Here is a 19086-nt window from a genome sequence, read left to right on the forward strand (position 1 = left end):
TCGCCTACGTGACTCAGACCAGTGTCGTGACCGCGCAGGAGATCTCCCCGTTCCGCATGTTCGACGTGCAGGTGCGACGGGTCGAGAAGCTCTCGCCGAGCTTCCTGCGCGTGACCTTCACGGGCCACGACCTCCACGAGTTCGCCGACAACGGCCTCGACCAGCGCATCAAGCTCGTCTTCCCCGCGCCCGACGGCGGCTACGAGCACCTCGTCCGCACGGGCGAGTGGTACTCCGCGTGGCGTGCACAGCCAGAGGAGCGCCGCAACCCGCTGCGCACCTACACCGTGCGGGCCGTGCGCCCCGAGGCCTCCGAGGTCGACATCGACCTCGTCCTGCACGGCGACGCGGGTCCTGCGTCCCGCTGGGCGCTCGCCGCACGCCCCGGCAGCGAGATCGTGCTGCTCGGCCCCAACGGCCTGTGGACGGGCGCGCACGGCGGCGTCGAGTTCTCCCGTCCCGTCCGCAGCCACGCGCTGCTCCTCGCGGGCGACGAGACCGCGGTCCCCGCGATCGCCTCGATCCTGGGCTCCCTGCCCGCCGGCGAGGTCGGCGAGGTCTTCCTCGAGGTCCCGTACGAGGACGACGTCCTGCCCGTCACGGCTCCCGCGGGCGTCAACGTCACGTGGCTCGCCCGCGAGGGCCGCGCGCACGGCGACCTGCTGGTCCCCGCGGTCCGCGAGGCCGCCGACCGCCTGCTCGAGCGCAACGTCTGCGGCGCGACGCACTCGCTCACGTGCGCGGCCCGCGGGCTCGTCCGGCGCCAGGGCGGGGTCGCCGAGGCGGCCGAGCTCGAGGACGTCGACATCGACACGGACATCCTCTGGGAGGTCCCCGTGGACGACGACGGCACGCCCCTCGTCGCGTGCGCCGAGCTCTACGCGTGGCTCGCGGGCGAGGCCTCGGTCATCAAGACCCTGCGCCGCCACCTCGTGTCCGAGCGTGGTGTCGACCGTCGCTCCGTCGCGTTCATGGGCTACTGGCGCGAGGGCCGCGCGGAGGGCTGACGGCCTCTCGCGCTCAACCCACCGGCACGCCCAGCCTCTCGACCAGCTCGACCCCGGGCAACCGCGCGAGCAGAGCGCCCGGCAGCAGCAGCTTGGACCGGCGCAGCCCGCTCCCGATGAGCGCAGGCTCCCCGTCGGTCGCCACGCGCGCGTCGAGCAGCACGCGCCACCCGTCCGGGAGCCCGACCGGGGTGATCCCGCCGTGCTCCATGCCGGACTCGGCCACCGCCCGGTCCGTGGGCAGGAACGAGGCCTTGCGCACGTCGAGCAGCGACCGCACGCGCGAGTTCACGTCGGCTCGGGTCGTGGCGCGCACGACCGCCGCCGCGATGCGTTCGTCGCCCCCGCGCCGTCCGGCGACCAGGACGCAGTTCGCCGAGGCGACCGGCGGCAGGTCGTGCGCCGCGTTGAGCGTCGCGGTGTCCGCGAGGTCGGGGTCGATCTCGACGACGGCGACCTGCTCGGCCACCTGCGGGTCGTGCGCGGCCCAGCGGGCGAGGGCCTGCGTGACGGGCGGTGCGAGTAGGTCGAGCCTGTCCGTGGCCGGGACCCAGGCGAGGTCGCCGAGGGTCGGGAGCGTCGCCGGCCCGTTCGTGCCCTGACTCATGCGGTGACCAGGACCTGGTAGGTCGGCGTGATGGTCGCGCGCGCGATCGTGTGGAACAGTGCGGCGATCGCGACGGCCGTCGGTGGCGTCGAGGGGGTCACGTCCAGCCTCTCGACGTCGAGCGCGTGCACCGCGAAGACGTACCGGTGCGGCCGGTCCCCGGGCGGAGGTGCGGCGCCCAGGTAGCCGGGGCCTCCGCCGTCGTGCCGGGTCTGGAACGCGCCCTGCGGGAGGTACCCGCCGCCGGGGGAGCCCGCGCCCTGCGCGAGGGTCACCGTGGCGACCGGGAGGTTGACCACGGTCCAGTGCCAGTACCCGGCCGGGGTCGGCGCGTCGGGGTCGAAGCAGTTGACCAGGAACGAGCGCGTGGCCGCGGGGAAGTGGTTCCAGGCGAGCTCGGGCGAGCGGTTGTCGCCCTCGGCCGCGTGGGTGCGCGCCATGGGTTCGCCCTGCACGACGTCGTCGCTCGTCACCGTGAAGAGCGGCACCGGGGGGAGCAGGGAGTAGGGGTCGGGGGCGATCGGACGGTCGGCGAGGTTCATCGGTCCATCGTGCCCGGTGGGTGGTTCGGGTGCCAGAGGGCGAAGCGGTGACCGGGTGGCGTCGGACGACCTGCTAGCAGCCGTCGAGTCCTGCCGACGACGCAGCCTGTGCGATGAGGGACACCCGGGCGGCTACGCGCTCCCGGATACCGTCGATCACCGGAGGTTCAGGAGCCTCGGCGCGTGCGACGGCGGTGGCCAGCTCGGCGACGGTCTGCCGGGCCCCGTCCTCCGAGATCCCCCACGAGACGACGGCTCTCACGAGGTGCGCCGCGCCGATGTGTCGGAGGTTCGTCCGGCCCGCCAAGGCATGGCCGCTGTGCTTGAGGGAAGGAGCGAGGAGGAAGACGGGAGCTGCGTCGTACAGAGGGGCCATGGAGACGGTTCCGTCCTCGTGCAGCAGTATCGAGTAGTTCCCAGATCGTTGAGATTCTGGGGTGTTCGCCCCAAGGGTGAAGGTCGACCCGAGGGTTCCGGGATATCTCAAGTTGAGGTTGAGGGTTGCCCTCCTGGGGCAAGTCTCGACCTTGACTTGAGGCTTGTGGGGGCCGGGCAGGGCGAGTTGACACCCCCTCGGGGAGCGCGTGTACTTGAAGTGTTCGAACACCTGTTCGAATGTCTTTCGAGCGTGCAGGAGGTGTCATGACCCTGGTCGACGACACCCTCCGGGAGGCTCTGGCCGCCTCCGCCTCCGCCTCCGCCCCCGCGCCCGCCGAGCCCACGCACGCCCAGCGGGCGCTCCTGGCCCGGTCGGTGCTGCGCCGCGCGGAGCTCTCGGCCCGGCGAGCACCGGGGAGCACGGGGGAGGAGAAGCTCCTCCCCGTCCCTGACGAGCTGGCCGACCTGCTCCCGTTCGGCGGGCTCCAGCGCGGCACCGCCGTGGTGGTCGACGGCTCGACCTCGCTCCTGCTCGCGCTGCTGTCCGAGGCCTCGCGCACGGGGGCCTGGACCGCGATGGTCGGCTTCCCGCGCCTCGGCGTCCTCGCCGCCGCCGAGGCCGGGATCGACCTCGCCCGTGTCGCCCTCGTCCCGTCCCCGGGCCCCGACGCCGCCGCAGCCGTCGCGGCCCTGCTCGACGGCATCGACGTCGTCGTGGTCGGGCCGCAGGCCGCGCTGACCGACGCCGACCGCCGACGCCTGACCTCCCGGGCCCGCGAGCGCGGGAACCTGCTCGTCGCGGCGCAGCCCTGGGCCGGGGCGCACGTGGTCCTCACGGTCCGCGAGGGCACGTGGTCGGGCACGGACCACGGCGCCGGGTACCTGCGCAGGCGCCGGCTCACGGTGCAGCGCAGCGGGCGGGCCGGCGCCTCGCGAGGCATCGAGCGCCAGGTCGAGCTGCCGCTGCGCGGGGGCGTCGTGAAGAACCCGCAGCAGGTCGAGAAGACCCCGCCCGACCTCCGGCTCGTCGGATGAGCGCCGAGACCACGGCCACCCGCACCGCGGTCCTGTGGGTGCCGGACTGGCCGGTCGTCGCCGCGATGGGCGCGGCCCAGGTCCCCACGCACGTGCCCGCGGCCACGCACGACGGTCGCCGCGTCCTCGCGGTCTCTGCCACCGCGCGGGCGCAGGGCGTGCGCCGGGGGATGCGACGCCGTCGGGCGCAGGAGTGCTGCCCCGAGCTCGCGCTGCTCGACGCCGACGACGCGCGCGACGCGCGCGAGTTCGAGCCCGTCGCGCTCGCCGCCGAGACCGTGGTCGCGGGCATCGAGGTCGCGCGCCCGGGCCTGCTGCTCCTGCCCTCGGGCGGCCCCGCGCGCTACCACGGCACCGAGGAGCGCCTTGCGCAGGTGCTCGTCGAACGGGTCGCGGCGGACACGGGCCACGAGAGCCAGGTCGGCGTCGCCGACGGCATCCTGGCCGCGGTGCTCGCGGCGCGGGGCTCGTCCGTCGTGCCCTCAGGGACCTCCCGGGCCTACCTGGCCCCGCGCCCGCTGGGCGAGCTCGCGCACGTCGTCGTGGGCGACGCCCAGCCCGTCGCGCAGCTCGTCGACCTCCTGGGCCGCCTCGGCGTGCGGACCTTCGCGGACCTCGCGGCGCTGCCCGCAGCGAGCGTCCTGTCCCGCTTCGGCGACCTGGGTGCCTGGGCGCAGCGCCTCGCCCACGGCGAGGACCTGCGTCCGCCCGCGAGGCGCCGCATCGAGGCCGACGTGGCCGTCGAGTGCGAGCTCGACCCGCCTGCCGAGCGTGTCGACGTCGCGACCTTCGCCGCCCGCCGCCTCGCCGAGGACCTGCACGCCCAGCTCGTCGAGCGGTCGTCGTCGTGCGGGCGGCTGCGCATCACGGCCCGCACCGAGGACGGGCGCGAGCTCGAACGGACCTGGCGCTGCGACGACGGCGCCATGGGCGGGCTCACCGCGGCCCGCATCACCGACCGCGTGCGCTGGCAGCTCGAGGGGTGGCTCACGGCGTCGCGTGTCGCGCTGGGGCAGCGGCAGCGGGGAGTGCGCCGGGACGACCACGCACAGACCAGCCGCGACGACCGGCCGGACCTCCCCGAGGACCGGCCCTCGCCGCTCGTGCGGCTCGCGCTCACCGCGGAGGAGGTCGTGGCCGCAGGCGCCGAGCAGCCGCGGCTGTGGGGCGCGTCGAGCGGCGAGGACGCCCGCGCCCAGCGCGCCCTGGGGCGAGTCCAGGGCCTCCTGGGCGGAGACGGTGTCCTGAGCGTCGTCACGCAGGGCGGGCGCGACGTCCACGACCAGGTCCACCTCGCGCCCTGGGGGGACGCGGCCCCCGCGCCGCGGCGCGCAGACCTGCCGTGGCCGGGGCGCCTGCCCGAGCCCGCGCCCGCCCTCGTCCTGGACGTCCCGGAGGACGTCACCGTCCTGGACGACGCCGGAGCGCCCGTCCGCGTCGACGCGCGCCTCGCGATGAGCGCACCGCCCGCGACCGTGCGGTGGCTCGCGCCGCGGGCCGGGGCGAGCAGGCGCGTGCTGGGCTGGGCCGGGCCGTGGCCGCTCGCCGAACGCTGGTGGAGCGAGACGCCGCGCCGTCGGGCATACCTCCAGGTGCTGCTCGACGACGGGCGCGGCGTGCTGCTCGCGAGCGCCCAGGGACGGTGGACCGTGGAGGCCGTCTATGACTAGGGCCGCACCGCCGGGCACCGGGGCGCGCCGGACGCCCCGCTACGCCGAGCTGCACGCGCACTCGGCCTTCAGCTTCCTCGACGGCGCGAGCCACCCCGAGGAGCTCGCGGCCGAGGCCGCGCACCTGGGGCTGTCCGCGCTCGCCGTGACGGACCACGACGGCCTGTACGGGGTCGTGCGCTTCGCGACCGCCGCGCGCGCGGTGTCCCTGCCGACCGTGTTCGGCGCCGAGCTGCACCTGCCCGTCGCGCCCGCCCCCGGCGCCGCCCCCGTCCTGGACGCGCCCACGGGCGTGCCCGACCCGCGCGCGTCCCACCTGCTCGTCCTGGCCCGCGGCCCGGACGGGTACCGCAACCTGTCGAGCGCGATCGCGACCGCGCACCTCGCGACGGGCACCAAGGGCGCGGCCGACTACCGGCTCGAACGGCTCGGCGAGCAGTCGGACGGTCAGTGGCTCGTCCTCACGGGCTGCCGCAAGGGGGCCGTGCGCTCCGCGCTGCTCACCGAGGGGCCGCGGGCCGCCCGGCGCGAGCTCGACCGGCTCGTGCAGGTCTTCGGCGTCGACAACGTGGCCGTGGAGATCACCGACGCGGGCGACCCCCGCGACAGCGACCTGTGCGACGCGCTCGCCGAGCTCGCCGCGGACGCGCACCTGCCGCTCGTCGCGACCGGCAACGTGCACTACGCGCGCCCCCGCGACGCCGCCCTCGCGGGGGCGCTCGCGGCCGTGCGCGCCCGGTCGTCGCTCGACGACATGGACGGTTGGCTGCCCGGCGCCCCCACCGCGCACCTGCGCTCGGCCGCCGAGATGCTCGACCGGCACCGCCGTCACCCGCAGGCCGTGGCGACCGCGGCGGAGCTGGGCGCCGAGTGCCAGTTCGACCTGCGCCTCGTGGCCCCCGAGCTGCCGCCGTACCCGGTGCCCGCGGGGCACGACGAGAGGTCGTGGCTGCGCGTGCTCGTGGAGCGCGGGGGCACCGACCGCTACGGTCCCCGAGGGGCCGAGCACGAGCCCGGGGCGTGGCGGCAGATCGACCACGAGCTCGCGATCATCGAGCAGCTCGGCTTCCCGGGGTACTTCCTCATCGTGTACGACCTCGTCGAGTTCTGCCGCGCCCGCGGCATCCTCGCGCAGGGGCGCGGCTCGGCCGCGAACTCGGCCGTCTGCTACGCGCTGGGCATCACGGCCGTGGACGCCGTCAAGCACGGCCTGCTGTTCGAGCGCTTCCTCGCGCCCGAGCGCGACGGCCCCCCGGACATCGACGTCGACATCGAGTCGGTGCGCCGCGAGGAGGTCATCCAGTACGTGTACGAGCGGTTCGGGCGCACGCACGCGGCACAGGTCGCCAACGTCATCTCCTACCGGCCGAAGTCCGCGGTGCGCGACGCCGCACGGGCCCTCGGGCACGACGTCGGGCAGCAGGACGCGTGGAGCAAGTCGATCGAGCGCTGGGGGTCGCTGCGCGGGCCCGACCCGTCGTCGCCCGCCGCGGACCGCGCGGCCCGCGACCGGGCGATCGCCGCGCGCGGGGCGCACGGGGCAGCCCCTGGGATCGCCAGCGCGCCCGCGGTCATGACCCGCACCGCGGCCAAGGACGCTCGCACGGCCGAGGTCTGGGGGACCGGCGAACCTCGGCAGCGCGCACCGCGCCGACGCCCCGGCCGCCCGCACGCGGGGCACGCCGACTGGACCCCGGACCTGGCGGGTCGTGTCGTCGACCCGCTGGCCGAGGACCAGGGCGACAGGCGCGGCAGGGGCCAGGGCGCTGACCCCACGCTGCGCTCCGACGACCCGCACGACGTCGTGCCCGCCCACCGGCCGCCGTCGGCCGCCGAGGAGGGGGAGATCCCGGGCCCGGTGCTGAGCCTCGCGGAGCGCCTCCTGAGGCTCCCGAGGCACCTCGGCATCCACTCGGGCGGCATGGTCATGTGCGACCGCCCCGTGATCGAGGTGTGCCCGGTCGAGTGGGCGCGCATGGAGGGGCGCACGGTCCTGCAGTGGGACAAGGAGGACTGCGCGGACGCGGGGCTCGTGAAGTTCGACCTGCTGGGCCTGGGGATGCTCACGGCGATCCGGGTCGCGTTCGAGCTGATCGCCGAGCACGAGGGCCTCGCCCTCGAGCTGCACGCGCTGCCCGACGACGACCCTGCGGTGTACGACCTGCTGTGCGCGGCGGACACGGTCGGGGTGTTCCAGGTCGAGTCGCGTGCCCAGATGGCGACGCTGCCGCGCCTGCGGCCGCGCACGTTCTACGACATCGTGATCGAGGTCGCGCTCATCCGTCCCGGTCCCATCCAGGGCGGCTCGGTCCACCCGTACATCAACCGCGCGCGCGGCCGGGAACCGGTCACGTTCCTGCACCCGCTGCTCGAGAAGTCGCTCGCGAAGACGCTGGGCGTGCCGCTCTTCCAGGAGCAGCTCATGCAGATGGCGATCGACGTCGCGGGCTTCAGCGCGGCCGAGGCGGACCAGCTGCGCCGCGCGATGGGGTCCAAGCGGTCGGTCGAGCGCATGGAGGCGCTGCACGGGCGGCTCCTGGACGGCATGGCGAGGAACGGGGTCGCCCCGGACGTCGCCGAGCAGATCTTCGACAAGCTCAAGGCGTTCGCGGACTTCGGGTTCCCCGAGTCGCACGCCTACTCGTTCGCGTACCTCGTGTACGCGAGCGCGTGGCTCAAGGTGCACCACCCGGCCGCGTTCTACGCGGGCCTGCTCGCGGCGCAGCCCATGGGCTTCTACTCGCCGCAGTCGCTCGTCGCGGACGCCCGTCGTCACGGGGTCACGGCGTTGCGCCCGGACATCAACGCGTCGGGCGTCAAGGCCGGGGTCGAGCGGCTGCCCCGCGTGCCGGCGAGCCGGGCGGTGAAGGAGGGGGCGCCGTCGGGCAGGGACGTGCGGCCGGGCGCCGCCGCGCACCGCCGCGGTCCCGTCACCCCGCGTGCCCCCGCCCGGCCCGACGGCGCCCCGCGCCCCGACCTGTCCCTCGCGGTGCGCATGGGGCTGGGCAGCGTGCGCGGGGTGGGCGACCCGGTCGCGGAGGCCGTCGTCGCGGCGCGCGCGGCCGGTCCGTTCACGGACCTGCGCGACCTGGTGCGGCGCGTCGACCTGACCACGGTCCAGCTCGAGGCGCTCGCGACCGGTGGCGCGCTCGAGTCCTTGGGCGTGGCCCGGCGCGAGGCGCTGTGGGCCGCAGGGGCGCTCGCCCAGGAAGGCCCGGGCACGCTGCCGGGGGTCTCGGTCGGGGTCGAGGCACCCACGCTCCCGGGCATGAGCGAGGTCGAGACCGCGGTCGCGGACGTGTGGGCCACGGGCGTCTCGACCGACTCGTACCCGACCCGGTACGTGCGCCCCGGGCTGCGACGGGCGGGGGTCATCACGGTCGCGGAGGCCACCCGGCACGAGGCCGGTCGGCGGGTCGCGGTCGGGGGAGTCGTGACCCACCGCCAGCGCCCCGGGACGGCGGGCGGCGTGACGTTCCTGTCGATCGAGGACGAGACGGGGCTGCTCAACGTCATCTGCACGCCCGGCCTGTGGCAACGGTTCCGGCGGGTCGCGCGGTCGTCGCCCGCGCTCGTGGTGCGGGGCCGTCTCGAACGCGCCGACGGCGCCACCAACCTGCTCGCGGAGCACCTCGCGCCGCTGTCGCTGCAGGTCGCGTCACGGTCGCGGGACTTCCAGTAGAGGCGCGGACTTTTCTCGGCACCTGGTGTGCGTCAGGCCCGTCGAGATGCGGCCAACCGGGGTCGTCTCGCCCGAGGAACCCCAGATAGCCGCATCTCGACCGGCCGCCGTCTACCCCCGCTTGGCCCCGATCTCCAGGGCCCGGCCGTGGACGCCGCCCAGGACGTCTGCCCCGGCGAACCCCTCCCAGGTCGAGGCGGACACCTCGAGCGAGACCGCGAGCCCGAGCACGTAGTCCACACCCCAGCTCTCGTCGACCACCTCGAAGCGCCACGGGCGCGGGCGAGGGCCCGGCCACGGCGGAAGCTTGGGGCGGCGCGGGGGAGTGGGGCACCAGTCGTCGATGTCGATGTCGAACCCGACGTGCAGGTGGTGCGCCGTGAACGCGAGCTGGACGAGCGCGGCGCCCGCGTGGAACCCGGTGCGCATCCCGTCCGGAGGTCCGGGCGGCAGCGGCTGCGGGTTGAGGAAGACCTCGGCCCCTCGGGAGCCGGTGAAGGGGCCGTACGGGTTGCCCAGCAGGTCGAAGATCGCTGGGTGCCGTCGGCCGATGAGTGTCAGCGCGCTGGTCGTGAGTGCCATGGTGCCCCCTCCTTCGGTGGGCGGGCGCGGATGCACCCGCTACCTGGAAGGAGACCGCCCGGACCGACGGTGATGCACCGCGTGGCGGTCAGGCGAGCGGCTTGCGCATGCTGAAGTTCGTCAGCGAGACCCCTCGGAGCACGGGCTGGCGTTCCTCGACCACGACGAACCCGTGCCTCTCGAAGAAGGGACGTGCGGTGAGGCTCGCGTACGTCGTGAGCTCGACGGCTCCGTGCTCGCGGGCCGTGCGTGTCACGTGGGCGAGCAGTGCCGAGGCGACGCCGCGTCGGGTCACCGCGGGATCGACGAACATCATGTCGACGTAGCCGCGCTCGTCGACATCGCTGAAGCCCAGGACCTCGTCGCCCTCGACCGCGACGACCGTGCCGGTCTGCAGGCGCTTGACCGCCCAGACGTCGAGCGGGATGTCGTCCGAACCCCAGGCGGCGATCTGCTCGGGCGAGTAGTCCTTGCTCGCCGTGACCCGCACCGCTCGGAGGAACACGCGGAGCGTGGCTTCCGCGTCGGACTCGTCGTAGGCACGCAGGGTCATGGCGTCGAGCCTAGTCGGGGGCGGACTGGGGCGTGGGCGAGGCGGGACCGGTCTGCTGGTGAGGGGAGTCCGGGCCGTGGCCCCGACGCGTCATCCGTCCTGCGGGTCCGCCGTGTCGTCAGGGGCGCGGTCCGCACCTGCCGACAGCGACCACACCATGCTCACGGTGAGTGCGGTGAGGACGGAGTAGATGATCAGCGCGATCCAGGCGGCGGCGGCCGGCTCGCCGCGGCTCGGCACCCAGACGTCGGCGTCGGGGCCGCGTGCGAGGAGCACGACGAGGGCGTAGACGGCTGCGCCGCCCGAGGCGAGCACGAAGGGGGCTCATGGCAGCCAGCCAGAGGAGTCGTCGGCGGGTCATGGGCATCCTGCATCTCGCTCGGTGGGGTGGTGCGGCGACCTCGCTCTGGGCGGGGCGGTCGCCGGTGGGGTGCCGGTCGACCCTATCGCCGACGGGCCCGTGCTGACCGCCTGCCCGCTGAGCTCGGGTAGCTACGCGCCGTAGTGAGGTTGCCCGACGGGTAGGTGGGAACGCCCTGTCGGATGACCTTCAGGATCTCGCCATGAGTAGCGCGGGCCTCGCCGAAGCCGGCGAGTGCCTTGAGGATCAGTGGGTAGTTGTCGTACTGCCGCACCGTCTGCTTCACGGCGAGGGCCAACTCGAAAGCCGCCTTGACCTGCGGTGCCCGCATCCGACCGTAGGCGTCCTTTGCCTGCTGCAGAGCCTCCGGGGTTGCGACGACACGCTCAGGCGCGGGGGCGGTGACCCCGAGTTCGCAGCAACTTCTCCGTGAACCGGTCCGCGTCCACGACCAGCCAGGCGTCCTTGCCCAGGCCCAGGACGTTGCCCTGGACGAGTCCTTTGCCGGCCCCGGGAGGACCGGCCAGGACGATCGCCTGGCCCTCCTGGCGGGCCCTGGGCGTCTCTACCCAGGCGCCGCCACAGGGCGCGTCGACGCGCGGTGGGCTTCTCGACCTTGCCGTCGATGAACCACGCCCACCAGCTGAACCCTCTGAGCGCGCGCCACCAGTCTCGACCACGCGGCGGATTGAGACGATGCGCCAGCCATCTGGCAGACCGGAGCGCAGGCGTCTCCATGCGGCGTCGAAGTCCTCGAGAGGAGCCAAGTCAGACGGCCTCGCGGCCGCGCACGCTCAAGGACGAGTCGGCGGCCGTCCGACGGTCATGACGCCCGACCGGGTACCGGCCGCGCACGTCGCCCTCGCCGACGGACAGTCGTGCGCCGTCGTTGCACGCGCTTCGGGAGTATCGCGCGACACGCTTTGCCGGCACCTAGCGATGCTCGAGTGACCCCAGCCCTCACCGCTCAACAAGGACGTACGCATGGGTAGAGAAGAGGACGCGCTCGAGGCGGTCAGGAGGACGCTGCTGCTGCACGAGAGCCTTCGCCCCGCGAGCGGCACGTTGCGGATCTCAGCCGTGGCCCGCGCATTTGGTAGGGCTGATGAGCACTACGAAGTCCCGCCGGTCGAGAGCCGTCACCGTGATCGCCGCCGTCGTCCGGGTCGCGGGCGCCGTCGCATTGCGCCTCGTCGAATTGGTCGCCAGGCATTGACAGGAGCAACACGCCCGGGCATGCTCGGGGTGGAATCGCGTATCACATCATCAACGCATGGGGGTTTCAATGAGGAAATTTGCGTCGACCGCGTTGCTCGCCATCGCCCTTGTTATGGGGGGGACGACGACATCAAGTGCAGTGAGTGGACCAACCACACAGGCTGAAGACCCCGTCGTCACACCGCTGCACGACGTCGTCTGCTCAATCTCAATCGACCCACCCTCGATGATCACCGGGTCGGCAGTCGGCGCGTACGGTCGAGTGCGCTGCAACGCCTCGCCGGACGTCGCGATCACCTCCATCCAGCTCCAGATCTACCGCAACGGTAAGTGGTCAAACTTCGGTACGGGAGTGGATCAGGCGACGACGCAGCCAAACTTCGGCTTCTCCGACACCGCGGGTGCGGCTGCGGGCTGCTTCTACTACCGTGCACAGATGGTCCGTGAGGCGTTCCACGGCACCTGGGACACCAGCTCAGCAACCTCTGGTGAGCAAAGGCTCTGCAGCTAAGAACATGGGGGCCCACGTGCAGGAGATCGACTGGGATGCGATCGACACCGAGCGTGCCCAAGAGGCGATTCGGAGACACCTAAGAGGCGATGTTCACGGGAACGCAATCCTTGCCCACGCTCAAGACGGCGATGCGCACCTGGTACTTGCAAGCACGTCGTCGAGCACGTGGGCCCTCCTGGCAGTCATCCTTGATGACGGCACGAGCACTCAAGAACTGAGTCGGCGGCTTATTGACCTAACAGAAGAGCGCCAACTCTTGCGTGGGAGCACCGCTAAGGTCAAGGGCGTCGGACTCATCGTTCACTATGCCGTGGTTCGATCCCCGACGAAGGAGGTCGCCCGCGTGCGCCTACCTGAACAAGAATGGCAGTCCTTGCGATGGGACAACGACTGGCAACTCGACGTGCGCGTGACCGAGCAACCAGACGTCGCCCCGCAATACGAATTGAGGCAGAAGCTCTTCGGGTGGTCGCCTTTCTAGAGCGCTACGGACGCGGTCAGGCATCGGCTTGTCCTCGCCCTGGTAGCGCATCGCGACTTCCTTCAGAACCGGGACGGCGAGAATCGCGATCACCTCGCCGGGCGCAAGAAGGAACTCTGTGCACAGGTGGACTCCTTCGTAGTAGACATATTCCCGTCGCACGGCCCGGACCCAGACCCTCGAACTCAACCGCGGCGGCCGTGAAGCCAACGCCCAACCGCGCCCCAAAGTCACCCTCCTCGACACCTCAAGTGCGGCCGGACGCCTCATGGTCCATGTCCTGGCGGCCGTTGCTCGAACGGCATCTTGATCCTTGACGGGCCGGTTCACCTCGCACGCCGGGCGGATCAGGGCGCAGGGGACCGAGGACCCAGCACGACCCGGATCGCGCCCCGGGCGTGCTCGCGCGCCTGAGCCACGGTCGGAGCGGGAGCCAGGCCGAGCAGGCGTCGCCGGTGCGCCTCGCCGAGGAGGAGCGTGTACAGCGCCTCGGCGAGCGAGCGGGTCGGAGCGTCGACCGGGTCGCCCGGGGCGGCGCCGAGGTGCACGGCGAGGTGGTGGGCGAGCGCCTCGGTCGAGCTCACGGGCCCGTGGGTGTAGAACGCTGCAGCCAGGTCGGGGAACTGCAGCGCCTCCGCGATGACGAGCCGGTGCAGGGTGACCGCCTGGTCGCCGTGCAGGGTGTGGACGATCCGGGTGGCGAGCGACTCGAGGTCCTCCCCGGCGATCGTGTGCTCGTGTGCGTGCTGGCTCTCGACCGCGGCGACGAAGAGCCCGGCTTTGTCCGTGAAGTGCTGGTAGATCGTGCGCTTGGTCACGCCCGCCTCGCTCGCGACGGCCTCGATCGTGGTCGCGCCGTACCCGCGCGCGCCGAAGATCCGGATCGCGCCGTCGAGCAGCCCGGCCCGACGAGCCGCCCGCTCTGCCGTGCGCGGCCGCCCAGGGCGTCGCGCCGGCGTCGGGCCTGTCAATCCGTCCGCTGTCGTCGTCATGCGTTAATGATACGGTCGCGTTTCATTTCCTGCGAACGAGGAGATCACCGATGGGTGGACACAGAGTGCTGCACGTGGCCTTCAGCGACGACTGGGAGGCCTGCGAGCGCTTCGGCGAGTACAACGTCGCCACGCGCAACACGTTGTACGAGGTCGAGGGGTTCGTCCACGCGACGACCCTGGCGGGGTTGCCGTCGGTGCTCGACGGCCGCTACGCCGACGCCTCGATCCCGCTCGTCCTCGCCGTGATCGACGAGGACTCCCTCGCGGACGAGGGCATCGAGGTCGTGTGGGAGCCGCAGGACGGAGCCCCCGGTGGCCTGGTCCCACGGATCCTGGGCGCGTTCCCCATGGACGGGCGGACGGTCGCGGCGGTCGTCGAGCTCGACCGCGTCGCCGGCCGGTGGGTGGTCCCGGACCTGTCGGGGCTCTCGGTCCGCCCCTGACCGTACCCCCGACCGTCTCACGCCCGGGTGACGACGTTGACCACCCGCGGGGCTCGCACGACGACTCGGACCACCGTGCGCCCGGCCACAGCGCGCCGGACGGCCTCGCGCGCCAGCGCGGTCTCGCGGAGGTCGTCCTCGCCGACCGACGCGTCCACCGTGACCCGGTCCCGCACGCGGCCGTCGACCTGCACCACGGATTCGACCGTCGACTCGGCCAGCAGGGCGGGGTCGACCTGCGGCCATCCGGCCACTGCGACCGAGGGGTCGTGCCCGAGCGCCGCCCACATCTCCTCGGCCGTGTACGGGGCGAACATGCTCAGCAGGATCGCGAGGGACTCGGCGGCCTCCCGCACGGCGGGGTCGGCGGGCCCCGGTCCGGCGTCGATCGCCCGCCGTGCCGCGTTCGTGAGCTCCATGAGGCGCGCCACCGCCACGTTGAACCGGGACGTGTCCAGCAACCCCGTGACGTCCTGGACGGTCCGGTGCGTCACCCGGCGCAGGGCGGCGTCACCGTCTGCCGCTGCGGGGCAGGACGTCGACCAGGAGCCGGCGGCGGCCGGGCTCCTCACGTCCTGGGCCACGCGCAGCACCCGACCCAGGAACCGCTGCATGCTCCCGGGGGACAGGTCCGCCCAGTCGACGTCGTCCTCGGGCGGTCCGGCGAAGACCATCGTGAGCCGCACCGCGTCGACCCCGTACGCGTCGAGCTGGGCCCCGAGGTCCACACCGTTGCCGAGCGACTTGCTCATGGCCCGGCCCTGGTTGATCACCTGCCCCTGGTTGAGCAGGGTCGCGAACGGTTCGACGACGTCGACCAGGCCCATGTCGTGCAGCACCTTGGTCACGAAGCGGCTGTAGAGCAGGTGCAGGACGGCGTGCTCGACGCCCCCGACGTACTGCGCCACGGGCATCCATCGACGCACCGCCTCGGGGTCGAACGGCCCGTCGGTGTGTCCCGGGGAGCAGTAGCGCAGGAAGTACCAGGACGAGTCGACGAACGTGTCGAGCGTGTCCGTGTCCCGTCGGGCCTCGCGCCCACAGCGCGGGCAAGCGGTGCGTACCCAGTCCTCGGCACCGGCCAGGGGCGAGACCCCGCGAGGGGCGAGGGCCTCGCCCCTCAGGTCGGGCAGGCGGACGGGCAGGTCGTCGTCGGGCACGGGGACCTCCCCGCACGCGGTGCAGTGCACGATCGGGACGGGGGCTCCCCAGAAGCGCTGGCGCGAGACCAGCCAGTCGCGCAGGCGGTGCACGACCTGCGGCCCGCCGCGCCCCCGGGTCCCCAGCCACGTCGTGGTGCGCGCGGCGGCCTCGGCGGGGGACAGCCCGTCGAGCGTCAGCCCCCCTCCGTCCGAGTGCACGACGACGTCGCGCGCCTGCGAGGTCTCCTCGCCCGGCGCGGTGGTCAGGACCGGGCGCACGGCCAGCCCGTGGCGTGCGGCGAAGGCCCGGTCGCGCTCGTCGTGCGCGGGGACTCCCATGACGATCCCCGACGCGTACCCGGGCAGCACGTGGTCGGCGGCCCACACGGGCAGTCGTTCGCCCGTCGCCGGGTGCTCCACCCAGGCCCCCAGGAAGACGCCGGTCTTCTCTCGTGAGGTGGCCTGGCGGTCGATGTCGCTCAGGGTCAGGCTCGCGGCGCGGTACGCCTCGAGCGCCTCGGCGCGCTCGGGTGCGCAGAGCGCGCGGGCGACGTCGGCGTCGGGGGCCACGGCCAGGAACGTCACGCCGAACAGGGTCTCGGGCCGGGTGGTGAACGCCGACACGGTGCGCGGGCCCGCGTGCGGCGTCCGGGCACCGCGTGCGTCGGCCACGTCGACGACCGCGAAGTCGACCCGCGCCCCCGCGCTGCGCCCGATCCAGTGGCGTTGCATGGCCAGGACCTTCTCGGGCCAGTGCCCGACGAGCGCGTCCATTTCGTCGACGAGCCGGTCGGCGTAGTCGGTGATGCGCAGGAACCACTGGGTCAGGTCGCGACGGACGACCGGCGTGCCGCACCGTTCGCAGGCTCCGTCCACGACCTGCTCGTGCGCGAGCACGGTCCCGTCCTGCGGGCACCAGTTGACGGGCGCCGTGGCACGGTATGCCAGCCCACGCTCGACCAGGCGCACGAACAGCCACTGCGTCCACCGCAGGAACGCGGGGTCGGAGGTCTGCAGGCGGCGGGACCAGTCGAACGAGACCCCGTAGCGCCGGATCGAGCGGGCCTGGGTCGCGATGTTGGTCTCGGTGAAGACCTCGGGGTGCTCGCCCCGGCGGATCGCGGCGTTCTCGGCGGGCAGGCCGAACGAGTCCCACCCGATGGGGTTCAGCACGTCGTACCCGAGCTGGCGCCAGTAGCGCGCGACGACGTCCTCGAGCGCCAACACCTCGGCGTGGCCCATGTGCAGGTCACCGGACGGGTACGGGAACATGGTCAGCAGGTAGCGGCGCTCGCGGGCCCCGTCGTCGCGGGCGCGGAAGACCCCGAGCGTCTCCCAGACCTCCTGCCAGTGGTCCTCGACCTCGGCGTGCCGGGCCCGGCCCGTGGTGGTCGGCGGGATGGGCGCTGTCGTCCCCGTGGTGTCCTGGTCCTGCGTCATGGCGTCTCCTCCGCGGTGCTCCGTCCTGTGCGTGGGCACAAAAATGCCCCTCGGGGTACGAGGGGCTGCCGCGCTGATCGTGCCTTGTCAGCGCGGCGGTGTAAGGAGGAGCGAGGAACGCATGGCGGGGAGCCTAGCAGCCGGCCCGTCTCACGCCAACGGGTCGACGGGCACGACGACGCAGATGTGGAACGTGTCGCGCCCGCGCCGCAGCAGGTAGCGGAAGCTCTCGGTGTCGGCCTCGGCCGCGTACTCGTCGCGGTAGCTCCAGCGCACGTCGGCCCACACGAGGCCCGCGCTCGTGGTCCCGAGCGACCGGATCTGCGCGACGGCACCGACGAGCCCGCGTTCACGGTAGCTCTCGGCCGCGCTCCGGAAGGACTCGCGCACGGTGTCGGGTTCGCTGATGAGCACCGAGGCCTCGTCGGTCACGACGAGCGCGGGGAACGCGTACGTCTCGGCGATCGTGTCGAGGTCACCGGCCGCGAGCGCCACGCCGTACGAGTTGAGGAAGGCCTGGACGTCGTCGTGGTCGTAGGCGGTCGCGTCGGACGTGGGGGTCGTCATCCGTTCACGCTAGGCCGGGTGCGCCGAGCCTGCACGAGATGGCGCCCGGACCGACGCCTGCATCGCGGCGAGGAGCGCGACCGGGCCCACGAGCTGGGTGCGCGTGTCGGGTACGGTCGTCCCGGCGACCTGGGCGAGGAAGTGCGCGAGGACGGGCGCGAGGTAGTCCGGCCCGACGTCCAGGTCGCCCTCGACGGTCCCGCCCGTGGTGGTCACGGTCGCGTGGAACGGCTGGGTGGGGTGCGCGGCGGGGTCCACGCACCGCAAACGCACGACGACGTCGCGTCCGCCCGTCGTCGCGGTCACGGTCGCGGTCACGGCGTCGTCCTCGTGCCCGACGGCGGGCTCCCCCCACGTGAGGTCGGCGTCGCTCCCGAGGAGCGAGCGGGCGGCCTCGACGAGGTGGATGCCGAGGAAGTGCAGGCCGTCGTGGGGCGAGACCGGGTCGGCGGGGCCGGACACGGTCAGCGTCGTGATCGCGCCCTGCGCGAGGGCGGCGGCCCGCAGCCGTGCGACGTCGGGCACGAAGCGCAGCGCCGAGCACGAGGACAGGACGGACCCGTTCACGCGGGCCGCGGTCACGAGGTCCTCGGCGTCGGCGACCGATGCGGTGAACGGCTTGTCGACCAGCACCGGCAGCCCGGCCCGGACGAAGGGCAGGGCCGCCGCGTGGTGGAGCCGGCCCGCGCGGTGGGCGACGACGACCGCGTCGACGGACGCGACGTCGTCGGGCCCACCTGCCCGGACCGCGACGCCCGCCGCCGCGCTCCGGGCGGCGAGCTCCGCGACGCGCCCCGGGTCGCCGTCCGCGAGGACCGTGATCCGTACGCCGGGGAAGCGCTGCTCGACGTTCAGCAGGCGCACGTGCTGGTCGGCGTGCGAGGAGTCGAGCCCGACGAGCGCGAGGCGGACGGTCTGGGTCATCCGGTCATTCTTCCTGACCGGACCAGCTCACCACGCCTGCGCGATGAGCTCGGCGAACAGCTCGCCCTCGTCGACGTCGAGCCCACGGGAGCGGAACCACGTGCACATGGTCCGGCAGTCGCGCATCAGGAGGTCGGTGCCGTGCGGGTTCGCGACGAGGTCGAGGACCTGCGGCAGGTCGATGATCACGATGCGCTCGCCCTGGGCCAGCACGTTGTAGGGCGACAGGTCGCCGTGCGCGTACCCGAGCGCGGCGAGGACGCCCATGGCGTGCCGGAGCTGGTCCCAGTACGCCTCGACGGTGCCGGCGTCGGGCCGGACGCGGGCCAGGCGCGGGGCTGCGACGCGGCTGGCAGCAGACCCGTCGGCCTCGCCGCTGCTCGCGTGCTCCCCGACGAACTCCATGAGGATCTCGGTCCCGTCGATCTGGACCGGGTACGGGACGGGGGCCCCGGCGGACCACAGCATGGTCAGCGCCGCGAACTCGGCGCCCGCCCACTGCGCGGCCGCGGCCTCGCGCCCGTACGACGACTTGCGCTCGATCGCGCGCCGGTCGCGCGAGCGCCGGACCTGGCGGCCCTCGACGTACGCGGAGTCGCGGTGGAAGGCGCGGTGCTCGGAGCTGCGGTATCGCTTGGCGGCGAGCAGCGAGAACTGGTCGGGGTCGTCGGGCACGGCACGCTCGAGCAGGAAGACGTCGGCCTCCTTGCCCGTCTTGAGGACGCCGAGGTCGGTGTCGATCGCGGCGTCGGCCGTCACGACCCAGCCGGGCCGGGGCTCGGGGCCGCGCATTCCCTTCTCGACGCTGGACCAGGTGGACCAGCGCTGGTCGGGGTGGAGGCCCGGGTCGAGGTCGTACGGGTCGACGCCGGAGGCGTCGAGAGCGTCGGGGGCGCCGGTGTAGCGGGGGAGTGCGGGAAGGTCGATGTGCTCGTGCACGGGTGG

18 protein-coding genes are annotated in these 19086 nt (G+C 73.4%); 7 read left to right on the forward strand and 11 right to left on the reverse strand.

What is annotated here, in order from left to right:
- The first annotated feature begins 8 nt into the window (after positions 1–8).
- Positions 9–1007 (forward strand): siderophore-interacting protein, encoded by a 999-nt coding sequence (locus tag IE95_RS0114170; RefSeq protein ID WP_030152273.1) that lies wholly within the window; start codon positions 9–11, stop codon positions 1005–1007.
- 13 nt (positions 1008–1020) lie between these two features.
- Here IE95_RS0114170 and IE95_RS0114175 read toward each other — a convergent pair whose 3' ends face one another.
- The 3 genes from IE95_RS0114175 to IE95_RS20485 form a co-directional block, all read right to left on the reverse strand.
- Positions 1021–1614, reverse strand: coding sequence for a YbaK/EbsC family protein (locus tag IE95_RS0114175; protein WP_030152274.1), 594 nt, complete (start codon positions 1612–1614; stop codon positions 1021–1023).
- Complete coding sequence (locus tag IE95_RS0114180) at positions 1611–2156, reverse strand: YbhB/YbcL family Raf kinase inhibitor-like protein (protein WP_030152275.1); 546 nt, start codon at positions 2154–2156, stop codon at positions 1611–1613. The genes IE95_RS0114175 and IE95_RS0114180 overlap by 4 nt, the downstream gene beginning before the upstream one ends.
- Positions 2157–2229: 73 nt before the next feature.
- On the reverse strand, positions 2230–2763 hold the full coding sequence (locus IE95_RS20485; protein WP_129429590.1) for a HipA domain-containing protein: 534 nt from the start codon (positions 2761–2763) through the stop codon (positions 2230–2232).
- Positions 2764–2798: 35 nt separating this feature from the next.
- Between IE95_RS20485 and IE95_RS0114190 the strand changes: the two genes are divergently transcribed.
- Genes IE95_RS0114190 through IE95_RS0114200 form a run of 3 tightly spaced genes read left to right on the forward strand, consistent with a single transcriptional unit; the run spans position 2799 to position 8921 of the window.
- Positions 2799–3569 carry a hypothetical protein gene (locus IE95_RS0114190; protein ID WP_129429591.1) on the forward strand — a complete coding sequence of 257 codons (771 nt, stop codon included), beginning with the start codon at positions 2799–2801 and terminating at the stop codon, positions 3567–3569.
- Complete coding sequence (locus IE95_RS0114195) at positions 3566–5239, forward strand: Y-family DNA polymerase (RefSeq protein ID WP_030152277.1); 1674 nt, start codon at positions 3566–3568, stop codon at positions 5237–5239. Before IE95_RS0114190 ends, IE95_RS0114195 begins: the two co-directional genes overlap by 4 nt.
- Positions 5232–8921: an error-prone DNA polymerase gene (locus IE95_RS0114200; RefSeq protein WP_030152278.1), complete on the forward strand. Its 3690-nt coding sequence runs from the start codon at positions 5232–5234 to the stop codon at positions 8919–8921. Before IE95_RS0114195 ends, IE95_RS0114200 begins: the two co-directional genes overlap by 8 nt.
- A 111-nt stretch (positions 8922–9032) precedes the next feature.
- On the opposite strand, the gene IE95_RS0114205 is transcribed toward IE95_RS0114200, so the two are convergent.
- The 3 genes from IE95_RS0114205 to IE95_RS0114215 form a co-directional block, all read right to left on the reverse strand.
- Positions 9033–9503, reverse strand: coding sequence for a hypothetical protein (locus tag IE95_RS0114205; protein ID WP_051703134.1), 471 nt, complete (start codon positions 9501–9503; stop codon positions 9033–9035).
- A gap of 88 nt (positions 9504–9591) precedes the next feature.
- Positions 9592–10056 carry a GNAT family N-acetyltransferase gene (locus tag IE95_RS0114210; RefSeq protein ID WP_030152280.1) on the reverse strand — a complete coding sequence of 155 codons (465 nt, stop codon included), beginning with the start codon at positions 10054–10056 and terminating at the stop codon, positions 9592–9594.
- 90 nt (positions 10057–10146) lie between these two features.
- Positions 10147–10371: a hypothetical protein gene (locus IE95_RS0114215; RefSeq protein WP_051703135.1), complete on the reverse strand. Its 225-nt coding sequence runs from the start codon at positions 10369–10371 to the stop codon at positions 10147–10149.
- 1319 nt (positions 10372–11690) lie between these two features.
- Here IE95_RS0114215 and IE95_RS20490 point away from each other — a divergent pair.
- Both IE95_RS20490 and IE95_RS0114235 read left to right on the forward strand, forming a co-directional pair.
- A complete protein-coding gene (locus IE95_RS20490) occupies positions 11691–12146 on the forward strand; it encodes a hypothetical protein (protein ID WP_129429592.1) in 456 nt (151 codons plus the stop codon).
- Between the two features lie 16 nt (positions 12147–12162).
- Positions 12163–12630 carry a hypothetical protein gene (locus IE95_RS0114235; protein ID WP_129429593.1) on the forward strand — a complete coding sequence of 156 codons (468 nt, stop codon included), beginning with the start codon at positions 12163–12165 and terminating at the stop codon, positions 12628–12630.
- 347 nt (positions 12631–12977) lie between these two features.
- On the opposite strand, the gene IE95_RS0114240 is transcribed toward IE95_RS0114235, so the two are convergent.
- The gene (locus IE95_RS0114240; RefSeq protein WP_051703136.1) at positions 12978–13622 is read right to left on the reverse strand and encodes a TetR/AcrR family transcriptional regulator; all 645 of its coding nucleotides are present in this window, start codon (positions 13620–13622) and stop codon (positions 12978–12980) included.
- Between the two features lie 50 nt (positions 13623–13672).
- Between IE95_RS0114240 and IE95_RS0114245 the strand changes: the two genes are divergently transcribed.
- Positions 13673–14068: a DUF952 domain-containing protein gene (locus IE95_RS0114245; protein WP_030152286.1), complete on the forward strand. Its 396-nt coding sequence runs from the start codon at positions 13673–13675 to the stop codon at positions 14066–14068.
- A gap of 17 nt (positions 14069–14085) precedes the next feature.
- Here the strand turns inward: IE95_RS0114245 and leuS are convergent, their stop codons facing one another.
- From leuS to IE95_RS0114265, 4 genes are all read right to left on the reverse strand, one after another.
- A complete protein-coding gene (gene leuS, locus IE95_RS0114250; RefSeq protein WP_084690289.1) occupies positions 14086–16650 on the reverse strand; it encodes a leucine--tRNA ligase in 2565 nt (854 codons plus the stop codon).
- Between the two features lie 150 nt (positions 16651–16800).
- Positions 16801–17217 (reverse strand): hypothetical protein, encoded by a 417-nt coding sequence (locus tag IE95_RS0114255; protein ID WP_030152288.1) that lies wholly within the window; start codon positions 17215–17217, stop codon positions 16801–16803.
- 9 nt (positions 17218–17226) lie between these two features.
- A complete protein-coding gene (locus IE95_RS0114260; protein WP_030152289.1) occupies positions 17227–18141 on the reverse strand; it encodes a Gfo/Idh/MocA family oxidoreductase in 915 nt (304 codons plus the stop codon).
- A 27-nt stretch (positions 18142–18168) separates the two neighbouring features.
- Positions 18169–19080 (reverse strand): serine protein kinase RIO, encoded by a 912-nt coding sequence (locus IE95_RS0114265; protein ID WP_240666337.1) that lies wholly within the window; start codon positions 19078–19080, stop codon positions 18169–18171.
- Positions 19081–19086: the final 6 nt, after the last annotated feature.

Source organism: Oerskovia turbata (assembly GCF_000718325.1).
In the GTDB taxonomy this organism is placed as follows: domain Bacteria; phylum Actinomycetota; class Actinomycetes; order Actinomycetales; family Cellulomonadaceae; genus Oerskovia; species Oerskovia turbata.

What these genes read in the sequence shown, in the direction of transcription:
- IE95_RS0114175 (WP_030152274.1), bottom strand. Translation starts at nt 1,614, where the DNA reads ATGAGTCAGGGCACGAACGGGCCGGCGACGCTCCCGACCCTCGGCGAC.
- IE95_RS0114180 (WP_030152275.1), bottom strand. Translation starts at nt 2,156, where the DNA reads ATGAACCTCGCCGACCGTCCGATCGCCCCCGACCCCTACTCCCTGCTC.
- IE95_RS0114190 (WP_129429591.1), top strand. Translation starts at nt 2,799, where the DNA reads ATGACCCTGGTCGACGACACCCTCCGGGAGGCTCTGGCCGCCTCCGCC.
- IE95_RS0114195 (WP_030152277.1), top strand. Translation starts at nt 3,566, where the DNA reads ATGAGCGCCGAGACCACGGCCACCCGCACCGCGGTCCTGTGGGTGCCG.
- IE95_RS0114200 (WP_030152278.1), top strand. Translation starts at nt 5,232, where the DNA reads ATGACTAGGGCCGCACCGCCGGGCACCGGGGCGCGCCGGACGCCCCGC.
- IE95_RS0114205 (WP_051703134.1), bottom strand. Translation starts at nt 9,503, where the DNA reads ATGGCACTCACGACCAGCGCGCTGACACTCATCGGCCGACGGCACCCA.
- IE95_RS0114210 (WP_030152280.1), bottom strand. Translation starts at nt 10,056, where the DNA reads ATGACCCTGCGTGCCTACGACGAGTCCGACGCGGAAGCCACGCTCCGC.
- IE95_RS20490 (WP_129429592.1), top strand. Translation starts at nt 11,691, where the DNA reads ATGGGGGTTTCAATGAGGAAATTTGCGTCGACCGCGTTGCTCGCCATC.
- IE95_RS0114240 (WP_051703136.1), bottom strand. Translation starts at nt 13,622, where the DNA reads ATGACGACGACAGCGGACGGATTGACAGGCCCGACGCCGGCGCGACGC.
- IE95_RS0114245 (WP_030152286.1), top strand. Translation starts at nt 13,673, where the DNA reads ATGGGTGGACACAGAGTGCTGCACGTGGCCTTCAGCGACGACTGGGAG.
- leuS (WP_084690289.1), bottom strand. Translation starts at nt 16,650, where the DNA reads ATGACGCAGGACCAGGACACCACGGGGACGACAGCGCCCATCCCGCCG.
- IE95_RS0114255 (WP_030152288.1), bottom strand. Translation starts at nt 17,217, where the DNA reads ATGACGACCCCCACGTCCGACGCGACCGCCTACGACCACGACGACGTC.
- IE95_RS0114260 (WP_030152289.1), bottom strand. Translation starts at nt 18,141, where the DNA reads ATGACCCAGACCGTCCGCCTCGCGCTCGTCGGGCTCGACTCCTCGCAC.